The organism is Gordonia sp. i37 (assembly GCF_002043085.1).
In the GTDB taxonomy this organism is placed as follows: Bacteria; Actinomycetota; Actinomycetes; order Mycobacteriales; family Mycobacteriaceae; genus Gordonia; species Gordonia polyisoprenivorans.
In genome coordinates this window covers 1-14,121 of record NZ_MVPX01000514.1, presented here as the reverse complement: position 1 = coordinate 14,121, position 14,121 = coordinate 1, and the positions used below count along the sequence as shown (strand labels likewise).

Annotated in this window: 11 protein-coding genes; 7 read left to right on the top strand and 4 right to left on the bottom strand. The window is 66.3% G+C overall.

The window, feature by feature from the left end; translation table 11 throughout:
* Window positions 1-19 precede the first annotated feature (19 nt).
* Window positions 20-1,255 (bottom strand): MazG family protein, encoded by a 1,236-nt coding sequence (locus B1964_RS25450; RefSeq protein ID WP_253194191.1) that lies wholly within the window; start codon window positions 1,253-1,255, stop codon window positions 20-22.
* Between the two features lie 226 nt (window positions 1,256-1,481).
* Here B1964_RS25450 and B1964_RS25445 point away from each other — a divergent pair, with 226 nt between their 5' ends.
* Entirely contained in the window at window positions 1,482-2,609 is a 1,128-nt protein-coding gene (locus B1964_RS25445) for a M48 family metallopeptidase (RefSeq protein ID WP_079931789.1), read from the top strand.
* Window positions 2,610-2,621: 12 nt separating this feature from the next.
* Here the strand turns inward: B1964_RS25445 and mfd are convergent, their stop codons facing one another.
* Entirely contained in the window at window positions 2,622-6,197 is a 3,576-nt protein-coding gene (gene mfd / locus B1964_RS25440; RefSeq protein ID WP_079931788.1) for a transcription-repair coupling factor, read from the bottom strand.
* 96 nt (window positions 6,198-6,293) lie between these two features.
* On the opposite strand from mfd, the gene B1964_RS25435 reads away from it, so the two are divergent.
* Window positions 6,294-7,082: a class III extradiol ring-cleavage dioxygenase gene (locus B1964_RS25435; RefSeq protein ID WP_172398966.1), complete on the top strand. Its 789-nt coding sequence runs from the start codon at window positions 6,294-6,296 to the stop codon at window positions 7,080-7,082.
* A 13-nt stretch (window positions 7,083-7,095) separates the two neighbouring features.
* On the opposite strand, the gene B1964_RS25430 is transcribed toward B1964_RS25435, so the two are convergent.
* On the bottom strand, window positions 7,096-7,791 hold the full coding sequence (locus B1964_RS25430) for a TetR/AcrR family transcriptional regulator (protein ID WP_079931786.1): 696 nt from the start codon (window positions 7,789-7,791) through the stop codon (window positions 7,096-7,098).
* Window positions 7,792-8,073: 282 nt separating this feature from the next.
* Here B1964_RS25430 and B1964_RS25425 point away from each other — a divergent pair, with 282 nt between their 5' ends.
* The 4 genes from B1964_RS25425 to B1964_RS25410 are packed head-to-tail and all read left to right on the top strand — an operon-like array spanning window position 8,074 to window position 11,826.
* Window positions 8,074-8,718: an ABC transporter permease gene (locus B1964_RS25425; RefSeq protein ID WP_026920281.1), complete on the top strand. Its 645-nt coding sequence runs from the start codon at window positions 8,074-8,076 to the stop codon at window positions 8,716-8,718.
* Window positions 8,715-10,022 carry an ABC transporter ATP-binding protein gene (locus B1964_RS25420; RefSeq protein WP_079931785.1) on the top strand — a complete coding sequence of 436 codons (1,308 nt, stop codon included), beginning with the start codon at window positions 8,715-8,717 and terminating at the stop codon, window positions 10,020-10,022. Before B1964_RS25425 ends, B1964_RS25420 begins: the two co-directional genes overlap by 4 nt.
* A gap of 53 nt (window positions 10,023-10,075) precedes the next feature.
* The gene (locus tag B1964_RS25415) at window positions 10,076-10,822 is read left to right on the top strand and encodes an ABC transporter permease (protein ID WP_253194195.1); all 747 of its coding nucleotides are present in this window, start codon (window positions 10,076-10,078) and stop codon (window positions 10,820-10,822) included.
* Complete coding sequence (locus B1964_RS25410) at window positions 10,822-11,826, top strand: glycine betaine ABC transporter substrate-binding protein (RefSeq protein ID WP_079931783.1); 1,005 nt, start codon at window positions 10,822-10,824, stop codon at window positions 11,824-11,826. Before B1964_RS25415 ends, B1964_RS25410 begins: the two co-directional genes overlap by 1 nt.
* A gap of 63 nt (window positions 11,827-11,889) precedes the next feature.
* Here B1964_RS25410 and B1964_RS25405 read toward each other — a convergent pair whose 3' ends face one another.
* On the bottom strand, window positions 11,890-12,567 hold the full coding sequence (locus B1964_RS25405) for a TetR/AcrR family transcriptional regulator (protein WP_079931808.1): 678 nt from the start codon (window positions 12,565-12,567) through the stop codon (window positions 11,890-11,892).
* Between the two features lie 99 nt (window positions 12,568-12,666).
* On the opposite strand from B1964_RS25405, the gene B1964_RS25400 reads away from it, so the two are divergent.
* On the top strand, window positions 12,667-14,121 hold a 1,455-nt coding region (locus tag B1964_RS25400), incomplete at its 3' end, for an MFS transporter (protein ID WP_079931782.1).

Genomic DNA, 14,121 nt, shown 5'->3' with positions numbered 1-14,121 from the left:
GGCCGGCGGCAGGCGCCGGTCAGTGCGTGGGCGGTTCGGTCGTGTCGACGACCTCGACGTCGATGATCTCCTCCTCGGAGACCTCGACGGCGACACCCGCACCCGACGAGCCCGATTCACCCGGCGCCACCGAATCGCCTACCTCCTCGGCGGCAGACTCGGTCACCACCGGAATCTCGTCGGTGATCTCCGTCCGAGCCTCGGCGGGGACTTCGCGGCGCGACTCCCCCTCGGCCACATCCGCATCGACCGATTCCGGTACGGCCGTCCCGTCGAGCCCTGCCGTCGCATCGAGGACGGCCGCCCAGGAGTCCGGGCCGTCGAGGGTCACACCGTCGCGAGCCGCTCGCTCCTCGGCAGCGCGGACCTGCGCCATCAGCGCCAGGGTGCGGCGACGCGCCTGATCCTCGACGCTGTCGTCCCCGGCCGTCACGGTCACCGAGAGCACGGCCGGGTCGATGCGCTGCACCGGATATCCCGCGGCGGTGAGCCTTTCGAGGACCTTCTGGGTGAGCGCCAGCGCCGGCGCCGTGGTGGCGATCCCGTCGAGTACCGATCCGCGGTTCTTCTCGGCGGCTTTACGTTCCTCCCACTCGCGGATCTGCGTCTCGAGGTCGGCATGGGCACCGGACAGCACACCGGGCGTGCGGCCGCTGACCTTCTCGGTGAAGCTGCGGGCCACCGCGTCGATGTCGAAGGGATCGGTGGGATCATCGGCGGCGATCCGGGCATGAAAGAGCACCTGCAGCAACAGGTCTCCCAGCTCTTCCCGCAGGCTTGCCTGATCCCCGGCGTCGATGGCGTCGAGGAGTTCGTAGGCCTCCTCGAGGAGATAGCGTCGCAATGAGGCATGGGTCTGCCGGCTCTCCCACGGACCATTGCGGCGCAACGTGTCCATCAACGCGACCGCGGGCAGCAGGTCGCTGCCACTCGGGATCGTCGCGGCGATCACCCGGTCTCCCTGCGCGATTCGTGCCGCCACGAGCGGATGGCGTCGATCGGTCGACAGCAGCGTCCCGGCGATCCCGTCCTCGGCGAAGACCGGCTCGAAGTGCTCGAGGTCCCACAGCACGGTGGTCGGGACGTCCTCGGTGACGTAGACGGTGCCGGACAGGTGGGCGCGGGCGCGTACGGGGATCATGTCCGGGCGGAGCGGATCGAGCAGGACCACCGTCATCTCCAGGTGCCTTTCGTCTGCGGGCTGCGACAACAGCACACGGTAGGGAACAACATCGCGGTAGCTCACCGACAACATCACAACGGTAATCGCTGCACAAGCGACATCGTGGGACGTCACCGAGCGGGTCTCGCAGGACGACGACAGTCGTTTGCGCCCACCGAGGTAACCGCTCTATCAGCTCCATCCCCGCAGTCGTCCGACCACATGAATGTCACATGCTATTGCCGATGATCAACAACCGATTCGCTACCCTATACCCTGTCCGAATCGTCGGAGATTCGTGTCGTGGGAGGGAAGCCATATGTCGAGTTCCACCGAGGTCGTCGCGTCGCGAGCGCAGTTCCCCGGGATCAGTTCGCGCACCTGGGAACATCCGTCCGACCGCACCGCGCTGACCGCTCTGCGCAAGCTCAAGGGATTCGACCAGGTCCTCAAGACGCTGTCGGGGCTGCTACGAGAGCGTCAGCATCGGCTGATGTACCTGGCCACGTCGGCGCGCGCAAGCGACAAGCAGTTCGCCGACCTCGATACGCTGCTCGGTGAGTGCGTCGCCACCCTCGATGCCCCGACGACACCCGAACTGTTCGTCACACAGTCACCGATCGTGAACGCCTACTGCATCGGCATGGACACCCCGTTCATCGTGGTGACCTCGGCGATGTACGAGTTGATGGATCACGACGAGATGCGCTTTGTGATCGGACACGAACTTGGACACGCACTTTCCGGCCATGCGGTGTACCGCACGATGCTCATGCACCTCACCCGGCTCGCCGCGTCCATCGGTTTCATCCCGATCGGTGGATGGGCCCTGCGCGCGGTGGTCGCCGCGCTGATGGAGTGGCAGCGCAAATCCGAGCTCTCCGGAGATCGCGCCGGCCTGCTGTGCTGCCAGGACCTCGACGTCGCGCTACGGGTCGAGCTCAAGCTCGCGGGCGGCAAACACCTCGAGCAGATGGACACCCAAGCCTTCGTGGCGCAGGCCCGGGAGTACGAGCGCACCGGGGACCTGCGCGACGGCGTGCTCAAACTGTTGAATCTCGAGTTGGCGACCCATCCCTTCTCGGTGCTGCGCGCAGCCGAACTCACCCGCTGGGTCGACCGCGGCGAGTACGGCCGAATCCTCTCCGGCACATACCCGTTGCACACCGACGACGACACCGCGAAGTTCTCCGACGACGTCGGCGAGGCCGCCCGCACCTATCGCGACAACTTCGATGAGTCGCAGGACCCACTGGTCAAGGGGCTGCGCGACGGACTCTCCGGTGTGGTCGACGGCGTCGGGCAGGCCGCGGCCGACGTCGCGGTCACCGTCAACCGCAAGTTCTCCCAGTGGCGGACGAACGCCCAGCAGAAGTACGACGAGACCAACCAACCCCCGCCGGCCCCCGACTCTGAAGCCCCCGGCTCCGAGCCCACCGAATCCTGAGCCCACCGACTCCTAGTCGGCCGGAGTGGGCTTGAGCTGAGTCAGGAACGTCGTCAGGTAGTCGATGAGTTCGTTGTCGCGCAGACGCGCGGATCCGACCCCACCGGTGCGCGGGATCGGCAGCGTCACGACCGACGTAGTGGCGCGGTAGGACGCCGCCGAATACAGCCGCTTGAGTCGGACCTGTTCACTGTCGAGCAGATGCAGCGGCGAGATCTTGACGTTGGTGCCGACCGCACCGATCTCGGCGACACCCCGTTCTCGGCACCGCAGACGGAGTTTCGCGATCGCGGCGAGTCGCCGGGTTTCCTCCGGCGGTTCGCCGTACCGGTCGAGCAACTCCGCGAGCACCGCAGACACCTCGTCGTCGTCGGTGGCCGAGGCGAGTTTGCGATACGCCTCGAGACGCAGACGATCGGAGTCGACGTATTCGACCGGGATGTGGGCGTCGACCGGGAGATCGATGCGCACCTCCGTCGATTCCTCGGTGGTGACCGGTGTGCCGTCGGCCGCGGCCCGGTAGGCCTCCACCGCCTCGCCGACCAGACGGACGTACAGATCGAAACCGACGCCCGCGACGTGTCCGGATTGCTCTGCGCCGAGGACGTTTCCGGCCCCGCGCAGCTCGAGGTCCTTGAGCGCCACCGCCATTCCGGCGCCGAGCTCATTGTTCTGCGCGATGGTCGCCAGGCGGTCGTAGGCCGTCTCGGTGAGCGGTTTCTCGGGACTGTAGAGCAGATAGGCGTATCCGCGTTCACGACTGCGGCCGACGCGTCCACGCAACTGATGCAGCTGCGACAGGCCGAGATTCTCGGCGCGGTCGACGATCAGGGTGTTCGCGTTGGAGATGTCGAGTCCGGTCTCGATGATGGTGGTACACACCAGCACGTCGTATTCGCGGTTCCAGAATCCGGACACGGTGCGCTCGAGCTGATCCTCGTTCATCTGTCCGTGTGCGACCACCACCCGCGCCTCGGGCACCATGTCGGCGATGTCCTTGGCGGTCTTGTCGATGGTCGAGACCCGATTGTGGACGTAGAAGATCTGCCCGTCACGCAACAGTTCTCGGCGAATCGCCGCGGCAACCTGCTTGCGCGCGTAGGCGCCGACATAGGTCAGCACCGGGTGACGTTCCTCGGGCGGGGTGAGGATCGTCGACATCTCGCGGATGCCCGCCATCGACATCTCCAGGGTGCGCGGGATCGGCGTCGCCGACATCGTCAGCACGTCGACATGGGTGCGCAGCGATTTGATGTGTTCCTTGTGCTCGACCCCGAAGCGCTGCTCCTCGTCGACGATCACCAGACCGAGGTCCTTCCAGACGATCCCGGTCTGCAGCAGGCGATGGGTGCCGATGACGACGTCGACCGAACCCTGTGCCATCTGCTCGATGATCTCCTTGGACTCCTTGGCGTCGGTGAAGCGCGACAGGCCACGCACCCGCACCGGGAACCCGGCCATCCGTTCGGTGAAGGTCTGCAGATGTTGTTGCGCCAGAATGGTTGTCGGGACCAGCACGGCAACCTGCTTGCCGTCCTGGACGGCCTTGAACGCCGCGCGCACTGCGATCTCGGTCTTGCCATAGCCGACGTCACCGACGATGACGCGGTCCATCGGGACCGCCTTTTCCATGTCGTCCTTGACCTCGCCGATCACCGTCATCTGGTCGACGGTCTCGGTGAAGTCGAAGGCGTCCTCCATCTCACGCTGCCACGGCGTGTCGGGACTGAAGGCGTAGCCCGGGGCGGCGTGGCGGGCGGCGTACAGTTGCACGAGCTCACCGGCGATCTCGCGAACCGCCTTGCGCGCCTTGCGTTTGGTGTTCTGCCAATCCGACCCGCCGAGTTTCGACAGGGACGGTTGCTCACCGCCGACGTAGCGGGAGAGCTGGTCGAGGGCATCCATCGGCACGTAGAGCCGGTCGCCGGGTTGCCCGCGTTTGCCCGCCGCGTATTCGAGCACGAGGTACTCCCGCCGCGCACCCGAGACGGTGCGTTCGATCATCTCGACGAACTTGCCGATGCCATGCTGGTCGTGCACCACGAGATCACCGGCGGTCAGCGCGAGCGGATCAACCTGGTTGCGCCGCTTGGCCGGGAGCCGTCGCCCGTCACGCACGGCCGCGACCCGCGCTCCGGTCAGGTCGCTCTCGGTGACGATCACCAGTCCGGCCGACGGCGCGATCACGCCGCGCCGCAGGGTGCCGCAGTACACGCTCACCTCCCCGGCGACCGGTGGCGCACCGGCGTCGGCGAGCTTGTGCGGAACCTCGGCGTCCGACAGCCGTTCGGCGATGCGGGTTGCGGTTCCCTTACCCGCCACCACGATTGCCGCGGGTTTGCCGGTGGCGACGTGCGCGCGGAGCATCGCGAACGTCTGTGCGATCTCGTCGTCGTTGCCGTGTGGAGTCGGCCCCGGAGTCAGGTCGAGGTCGAATTCGGCGTCGAAACCCGACGACAGCGGGCTCATCGTCCACCAGGACCGCCCGGCATCGACCGTGGTGCCGAGAACCTCGTCGAGCGGCCGATACGCACTGGCCTGCAAGTCGATTCCGATGGAACCGCCGCGGGTGTCGACCGGCGCCGAGGCACCGAGTGCGGCGGCGTTCCAGGACGCCTCGAGGAACTCCGCACCGGTCGCGGCGAGGTCGGCGGCGCGGGTCCGAACCTTCTCCGGATCGAGGATCAACACCCGTGACCGGTCGGGCAGTACCTCGGTGAGCAACTGCATCCGTCCGTCGACCAGCGCCGGGATGAGGGCCTCCATCCCCTCCACCGGAATGCCCTCGGAGAGTTTGGTCAGCATCTCCGACAACGTCTGATCTGCGGAATGTTCGGCGGCGAGATCGGCTGCCCGGTTGCGCACCTGATCGGTCAGCACGAGTTCACGGCATGGGTGGATCTGTACCACCGAGGCGTCGACCTCGGGCTGGCTGCGCTGATCGGCCACCGAGAACGCGCGCATCTCGGTGATCTCGTCGCCCCAGAACTCCACTCGGACCGGATAATCCGCAGTGGTCGGGAACACGTCGAGGATGCCTCCGCGGACCGCGAACTCACCCCGACGGCCGACCATGTCGACGCGCTCGTAGGCCATCTCGACGAGGTCGGCGAGCAGCTTGTCGAAATCGATCTCGATGTTCTCTCGCAGCGTGATGGTGCGGACCTCACCGAGACCCGGCGCCATCGGCTGGACCAGCGAGCGCACCGTCGTCACGATCACCCGTAGCGGCGTCTTTCCCGGCTCGGCGAGTCGATGCAGCACCGCGAGACGGCGACCGACGGTGTCGGCGCTCGGCGACAGACGTTCGTGGGGCAGGGTCTCCCACGACGGGAACTGGGTGACCGCGTCGGGATCGTCGAGCAGTTCGGCCAGTTCGGCGGTCAGGTCGTCGGCTTCGCGACCGTTGGCCGAGACCACCAGCAGCGGCGCGGTGCCGTGTGCGAGCGCGGCCACCACGAAGGGGCGCGCGGCGTCGGGTCCGGTGATGTCGAGACGGGGGGTGTCGCCCTTCTCGCGCAGGGCGGACAGCGATGCGTCCGAGCACGTGACCGCGGCGAGCCCGGCGAGGGCAGGTGAAGAGGACACTCGTGTGATTGTAGGTCGTGTGCCGGAGGCCACAATCGCGCGGGCGGATCGCCGCGAAATGAAACGGACCGCGGTTCTGTTTCGTATCGTATGACCATGTCAGAGCTACCGTCGCGCGCGCCCGTCCTGTTCTTGAGCCACGGCGCCCCGCCACTCGTCGACAGCACACTGTGGGTGGATCAGTTGCGTGCGCTGGCCGGCCGACTCCCCCGACCGCGCGCGATCCTCGTCGTGTCGGCGCATTGGGAGGCCGCGCCGCTGACGATCGGCTCCACCGACTCGCGCACACCGCTGACCTACGACTTCTGGGGATTCGACGAGCGCTTCTACCGCACCACCTACGACTCGCCGGGCGCTCCAGACCTCGCCGCCCGGATCGAGGCACTGATGCCCGACGGCACCCCGGTCGCCCACGATGCCCGCCGACGCCTCGATCACGGCGCCTACGTTCCGTTGACCGTGATGTACCCCGACGCGCAGATCCCCGTCCTCCAGGTGTCACTGCCGACGCTCGAACCCGAGGCGCTGCTGGCGCTCGGCAGGCGACTGGCCCCGCTACGTGACGAGGGCGTGCTCGTCATCGGCTCCGGCTTCACCACACATGGGCTGCCGTACCTGACCGATCGGCGTCCCGACGCGGCGGCACCGACGTGGTCGGCCGAGTTCGACGCATGGGCGCATGAGTGTTTCGCCGCCGGGGATGTGGAGTCGCTGATCGACTTTCGGCGCCGGGCCCCGGGAATGCCCTACGCGCACCCCACCATCGAGCATTTCGCGCCGCTGTTCGTCGCACTCGGCGCGGGCGACGATCCCGAACAGCGGCCCGACGAGGCGATCGACGGCTTCTGGATGGGACTGGCCAAACGCAGCGTCGTGCTGACCTAGCGAACCTGGGTTCTCAGTCCGCCTCGGGGGCGCGGTGATCGGGTTCGACGTAGTCGGGTCCGACGAGTTCGGGATGCGGGTCGAGGCGGGTCAACCCGTTCCAGCACAGATTCACCAGATGGGCGGCGACCACCTCTTTCGACGGCTCGCGCACGTCGAGCCACCACTGCGCGGTCACCGAGACCATGCCGACGAGCGCCTGCGCATAGAGGGGCGCGAGCGTCGGCTCGAAGCCGCGCCGTTCGAAGTCGCCGGCCAGGATGTGTTCGACCTGGCTGATGGCGTCGTTGAGCAGGCTGGAGTAGGTCGCCGTCTCGCTGCTGTTGGTGGAGTCGCCGCGCACCAGGATCCGAAATCCGTCGGTGCGCTCCTCCATGTAGGTCAACAGCGCCAGCGCCACCTGCTGGATGCGATACAGCGAGCGGTTCTTGCTCAGTGACGAGGTGACCATCTCCAGGAGTGTCTCCATCTCCCGGTCCACCACGACGGCATACAGCCCCTCCTTGCCGCCGAAATGCTCGTAGACGATCGGTTTGGACACCCCGGCGCGCTGCGCGATCTCCTCGATGGAGGTCGCCTCGAAACCACGCTCGGCGAACAATCCTCGCGCCACCTCGATGAGTTGCAGGCGCCGCTGCGCACCGGTCATCCGGGCCCGCGGAGCGCGCTGGACCTCATCGGATTTGTCGGTGGGACGACTGACTGCCATGCCGACCAGCTTACGACCTCGATGAAACCCAGGGCATCCGCCGAACGGACCCCGGGTTGATCAGCCGCCCCCACCTGCGACACCGTCGATCCGATCATCGGGAATCTTTGTGACCTCATCGATATCTACGCAGGTCAGCGGCGGCGTACCAAGACCGATTCGACGACCCGGGGAGACCTTTGCGCGCGAATTGCGCCACCGCGCCGCGCATTCCGCCGTAAGGTGATCCAAGGTCGATTGCGTCTACCGCGCAAGTGCCCCATGCGTGAAGGGATGTCGGACGTGCACCTTTGGGACTACATCTCGCAGCACGCAAGCACTCTGACGTTCCTGACGTACCAACATGCCTCCCTGGCATTTCAAACCGTCCTCGTGGGAACGGTGATCGCCATCGTCGTCGCCGTTCTGGTGTACCGGCTGCCGCTGGCCTCGGCCCTGACCCTGACGTCGAGCCGCGTGGCCCTGACGATTCCGTCACTGGCCCTGTTGGCGCTGCTGATCGTGCCCTTCGGACTCGGTGTGGTGCCGTCGTTCCTCATGCTCGCGTTCTTCGCGACGATGCCGGTGATCGGGAACGCCGTCGTCGGACTGCGCTCGGTACCGGGCACCGTCGTCGAAGCCGCTCGCGGAATCGGGTTGTCGCGGTGGCGAATACTGCTCACCGTCGAGCTGCCGATCGCATGGCCGGTGATTCTCACCGGTATCCGGGTCTCGACCCAGATGATCGTCGGTGTCGCCGCGATCGTCGCCTACGTACTCGGTCCCGGTCTGGGATCGCTCATCTTCAGCGGACTTTCGCGCCTCGGCGGCGCGAACGCATTGGAAATGGCCCTCACCGGAACGATTCTCATCGTCATCGTCGCCCTGGTCTTCGATGCCCTGCTCGTTCTGCTCGGCCGACTCACCATCTCGAGGGGACTGAAATGACCCAGCCAGCCGACGCCACCGTCTCGGCGGCCGCCACCGACCGCACCGTCACCGGCGCGTCGATCACCCTCGAGGGGGTCGTCAAAAGGTATCGGGGACAGGACAAACCCGCTGTGGAGAGCCTCGACCTCGACATCGATGCCGGGCATATCGTGGCGTTCGTCGGGCCGTCCGGATGCGGCAAGACGACGACCCTGAAGATGATCAACCGGCTGATTGAGCCGACCGAGGGTCGGATCTACATCGGTGGCCGCGATGTCACCAAGGAGAACCCCGACAAGCTGCGGCAGTCGATCGGATACGTCATCCAGTCCGGCGGGCTGTTCCCGCACTGGGACGTCGCCAAGAACATCGGCGCGATCCCGCGGGTCCTCGGCTGGAACAAGAAACGCATCGCCGAGCGCACCGAATACCTACTCGATCTCGTCGGCCTCGACGCCGACGCATTCGCCCACCGGCTCCCCAAGGACATGTCCGGCGGTCAGCAGCAGCGCGTCGGTGTGGCCCGCGCGCTCGCCGCCGACCCGCCCGTCCTGCTCATGGACGAGCCCTTCGGCGCGGTCGATCCGATCACCCGGGTCCGCTTGCAGGACAGCCTGATCGGCATCCAGAAGGAACTCGGCAAGACGATCGTGATCGTCACCCACGACTTCGAGGAGGCCACCAAACTCGGCGACAAGGTGCTCATCCTGTCGCAGGGCGGCCACATCGAGCAGTACGCCACCCCCGAGGAGATCCTCGCCAACCCGGCGACGCCGTTCGTCGAGGAATTCATCGGATCCGGTGCGACACTGGCTCATCTGACACTGTCACGGGTCCGCGACGTCGCCCACGACGAGGTGACGACCGTCCACGTGGGCGAACCGGCCGCCGACGCCCTCACCCGAGCCCGCGCAGCCGGCCACAAATGGGTGGTCGTCGTCGACCAGGCGGGTCACCCGCGTGCGTGGCCGTCGCTGGAGGAACTCGCGAGCAAGAAAACCGTGTCGGACTATGTCGACCAACGACTTCCGGTGGTGGCGTCCTCGTCGACCCTCAACGACGCACTCGACACGATGCTCGCCGCGAGTCAGGGCGGAACACTGGTGACCGATCGACGGGGCGCGGTGATCGGCTCCCTGGGCATCAAATCGGTCATGGACATCATCCAGGCCCAGCTCGCCGAGGCGAGAGAGGAAGAGTCGCACACCTCCTACACCGAACACGCCGACGGTACCGGCCCCATCGAGACACCGATCGTGGCCGCCACCGACGACGGTGAGGACGATGTGGACGCCGGCGAGCGAACGGCGTCGGGCGCATGACGAGCGTCGAGGCGGCCGGCGCCACCGGGATCGCGGCCGAGCGGCCCGGCGCGATGAGTTCGGCGCTGCAACGGTTTCGGCGGTTCCCGATGGATGTGTGGTTGGAGCCGCTGCTCATCGTCGTCATCGGCGTCGGCTACATCATCTGGTACCAGTTCACGACCTTCACCGAGACCGAGAGCGCCGCGCTGTCGTGGTCGACCCTGCAGACCACGATCCTCGATCACATCAAACTGACCCTGGTGGCGACGGTGATCGTGGTGGTCATCGCCATCCCCCTGGGCATCCTCCTGACCCGCCCGTCGATGCGCTGGCTCAACCCGATCGCGGTGAACATCGCCAATATCGGCCAGGCCGCCCCCGCGGTGGGTCTACTCGTGCTGTTCACCTTCTGGCTCGGGACCGGATTCCGTACTGCGGTGGTCGGTTTGGTGGTGTACGCGATCCTGCCGATCCTGCAGAACACCATCGTCGGTCTCCAGCAGGTGGACCGCCGCACGATCGAGGCCTCGCGCGGCATCGGCATGTCCGCGGTCCGCACGCTCGTGCTCGTCGAACTGCCGCTGGCCGTGCCGGTGATCCTCAACGGCGTCCGCACGGCGCTGGTCATCCTGGTCGGTACCGCGACCCTGAGTACCTTCATCGGCGCCACCAGCCTGGGCACACTCATCACCACTGGCATCACGTTGTTCTTGCCGAAACTGCTGATCTCCGGGGCCATCCTGGTGGGTCTGCTGGCCCTGACCATCGATTGGCTCGGCCGGCTCGTCGAGCTGGTGGCCACACCGCGAGGGATCTGATGTCGACCCTGAATCGTTCGAACCGCCCCGGACGCCGCCCGCTCTCGGCGCTGCTGATCCTCGCCGTGAGCGTCCTGGTGATCGCCGGGTGCGGGTTGGTCAGTTCGTCGGGCACCTTCCACAAATCCTCGCTGCCTGACGGCAAGAAGCCACTCGCCGGGGCCGAGATCACGGTCACGTCCAAGAACTTCACCGAGAGCATCCTGCTGGGCAAGATCGCCGCCACCTATCTCGCGGCGGCCGGCGCCGATGTCACCGACCTCACCAACGCACCCGGGTCGGCCTCGAGCCGCCAGGCGATGCTCAACGGCGCCGCGGATCTGGCGTGGGAGTACACGGGTACCGCGTGGGTGACCTACCTGCACGAGACCAAGGTCATCCCCGACCCCCAACAGTTGTGGCAGCAGGTCCACGACGTCGAACTCGCCCAGAATCATCTGGTGTGGTTGCCGCCCGCGAATTTCAACGACACCTACGCGTTCGCGGCGTCGTCGTCGACGGCCAAGCGGCTCAACGTCACCACGATGTCGGACATCGCCCGCCTGCCCGTCGATCAGCGCACCTTCTGTGTCAACGACGAGTTCTTCTCGCGCCCAGACGGATTCCTGCCCATGCTCAAGACCTACGACATGCCCTACAACGCGCCCAACGGGGTTCCTTCGGGCAACGTCACGCAGATGGATTCCGGCGTGGTCTACACCTCCACCGCCAAGAGTTCGCCGTGCAATTTCGGCATGGTGTACACCACCGACGGCCGCATCAAGAACCTCGACCTCAAGGTGCTCGTCGACGACAAGAAGTACTTCCTGCCCTACAGCGGGACCGTCGTGGTCCGTGAATCCGTCCTGAAGGCGTATCCGGAGATCGCGCCGCTGATGGCCACGATCTCGGAGCGTCTGACCGACGAACTCATGCAGGAGCTCAACGGCCGCGTCGACATCGACGGTCAGGATCCGTCCGACGTCGCCTACGACTGGCTCAAGAGCGAGAAACTCATCGCTTAGCCGCGCTTAGCCGAGCAGTTCCTCATCGGCAGCACTCTCACGACGCGCCAACCGAGTCAGTCCTCATCGGCCAGGCTTGTGTGCCTTCTGCGTGGCGTGCATTTGCTGCTCGGTCATCGGCGGCGCACCCAACGGCTTATGACTCCGCTCGGCGCTGACAGCATCGAGGATTAGGTCGAGGTACCGACGCCAGGTGCCCGGCGCACACTGCTCGGTGACCTCGGAGACCGCCTTGAGCATGGTGAACAACACATAGAAATCCGTGGCGGCCAGGTCTGGCCGGAGCACACCCGCATCCATCGCCCGGTCGAAGACCTTCTCGATCCGTTCGGACAGGCTCACCTTGAGGGCTTCGATCTCGGGATTGCTGTGGTCGATTGTCATGATGATCGCAGCCAGACCCCGATCCTCCGACATCAACTCACACATCCAGGTCATCAAACTCACCAATGCATTCCAAGGGTCCTCGTCGTCGATCGCCTCACCCGTCCGGGCGACCACCGATTTCAGGTGTTCCAGGAAAACGCCGAACACCAGGTCGTCGCGATTGGCGAAGCGCCGGTACACAGTGCCCACCCCGACGCCGGCGGCCTCGGCGACGTCGTCGAGCGACACGTCGAGTCCACGCTCGGCGAAGAGCCCCCGTGCCGCGGCGATGATCCGTAGCCGGTTGCGCTCGGCGTCCGCGCGCAGCGGTTTTCCCGACGAAGCGGACGTATCCGACACAGATGCAGTGGTCATGGTCACAGATTAGCAAACGGAGGAATCATCTCCAGTTGAGTACTATTGGCACACAGGTAACCGGAGGGATGTCCTCCACCTAGTCCACAGGGAGTCCCCATGACAACAACTCTCGAAAAGTCCGGAGATGGCGAACGCGCAATTCCCGCCGAATCGGCGACCGACCGGCACCATCGCCTGCGCTGGGTCGTTCTCGGCGTGCTCGGCCTCGCCCAGCTGATGGTCGTGCTCGACGCCACCATCGTCAACATCGCACTGCCGCACGCACAGACCGCGCTGCAGTTCGGCGACGCCGACCGCCAATGGATCGTCACCGCCTATGCACTCGCCTTCGGCAGCCTGCTGCTACTCGGCGGCCGCCTCTCCGACCTACTGGGCAGGCGTACCACCTTCATCATCGGCCTCGTCGGGTTCGCGGTGATGTCGGCGGTCGGCGGGGCCGCGGTCAACTTCGACATGCTGGTCGCCGCCCGCGCCGGTCAGGGTGTGTTCGGCGCGCTGCTGGCTCCGGCCGCTCTGTCGCTGCTCACCACGACGTTCACCGATCCGTCCGAACGCGGCAAGGCCTTCGGCATCTTCGGAGCGATCGCCGGTGGCGGTGGCGCCCTCGGCCTGCTGCTCGGTGGCATGCTCACCGAGTGGGCCGACTGGCGCTGGTGCCTCTACGTCAACCTGGTGATCGCCGCGATCGCCCTGGTCGGTGCCGTCCTGTTCATCGGTCCGCATCGCGCCGAGGCCCGGCCCAAGCTGGATCTCCCCGGCGTCGTCACGGTGTCGACCGCCCTGTTCTCCATCGTCTACGGCTTCTCCAACGCCGAGACCAACGGATGGAACGACTGGGCGACCATCACCTGGCTGGTGGCCGGTGCCGTCCTGCTGGCCCTGTTCGTGTGGCTGCAGTCGCGTACCCCGCACGCCCTGCTCCCCCTACGCGTGATCCTCGATCGCACTCGCGGTGGCTCCTACTTCGCGGTGTTCATCGTCGGTATCGGGATGTTCGGGATCTTCCTGTTCCTCACCTACTACCTTCAGCAGAACCTGCAGTTCAGCCCGGTCCGCACCGGTCTGGCGTTCCTGCCGATGATCGGCGCCCTGATCGTCACCGCGACGACCTCGACCGCGGTGCTGCTGCCCCGCTTCGGCCCACGCTGGTTGATGACCATCGGTTTGTCGATCGCGGCGGTCGGCATGGTGTTCCTCACCCTGCTCGACGACTCGAGCACCTATGCGGCCAACATCCTGCCCGGCCTGCTGATCATGGGCGTCGGCCTCGGCGCCTCGATGGCGCCGGCCATGCAGGGCGCGATCTCGGGTGTCTCACCCGAGGACGCGGGCGTGGCCTCGGCCACGGTCAACACCATGCAGCAGATCGGCGGTTCGGTGGGTACAGCCCTGCTGAGCACCATCGCCTCGAGTGCCGCAGCGTCCTATGCGACGTCGAATGCCGCTCACGCAACGAGCCTCGAGCAGCTCAAGATGATGGCCGCCGTGCACTCCTACACCGTGGCCTTCTGGGTGGCGGCCGGCGTGTTCGCGCTCGGCGCGCTGATCGCA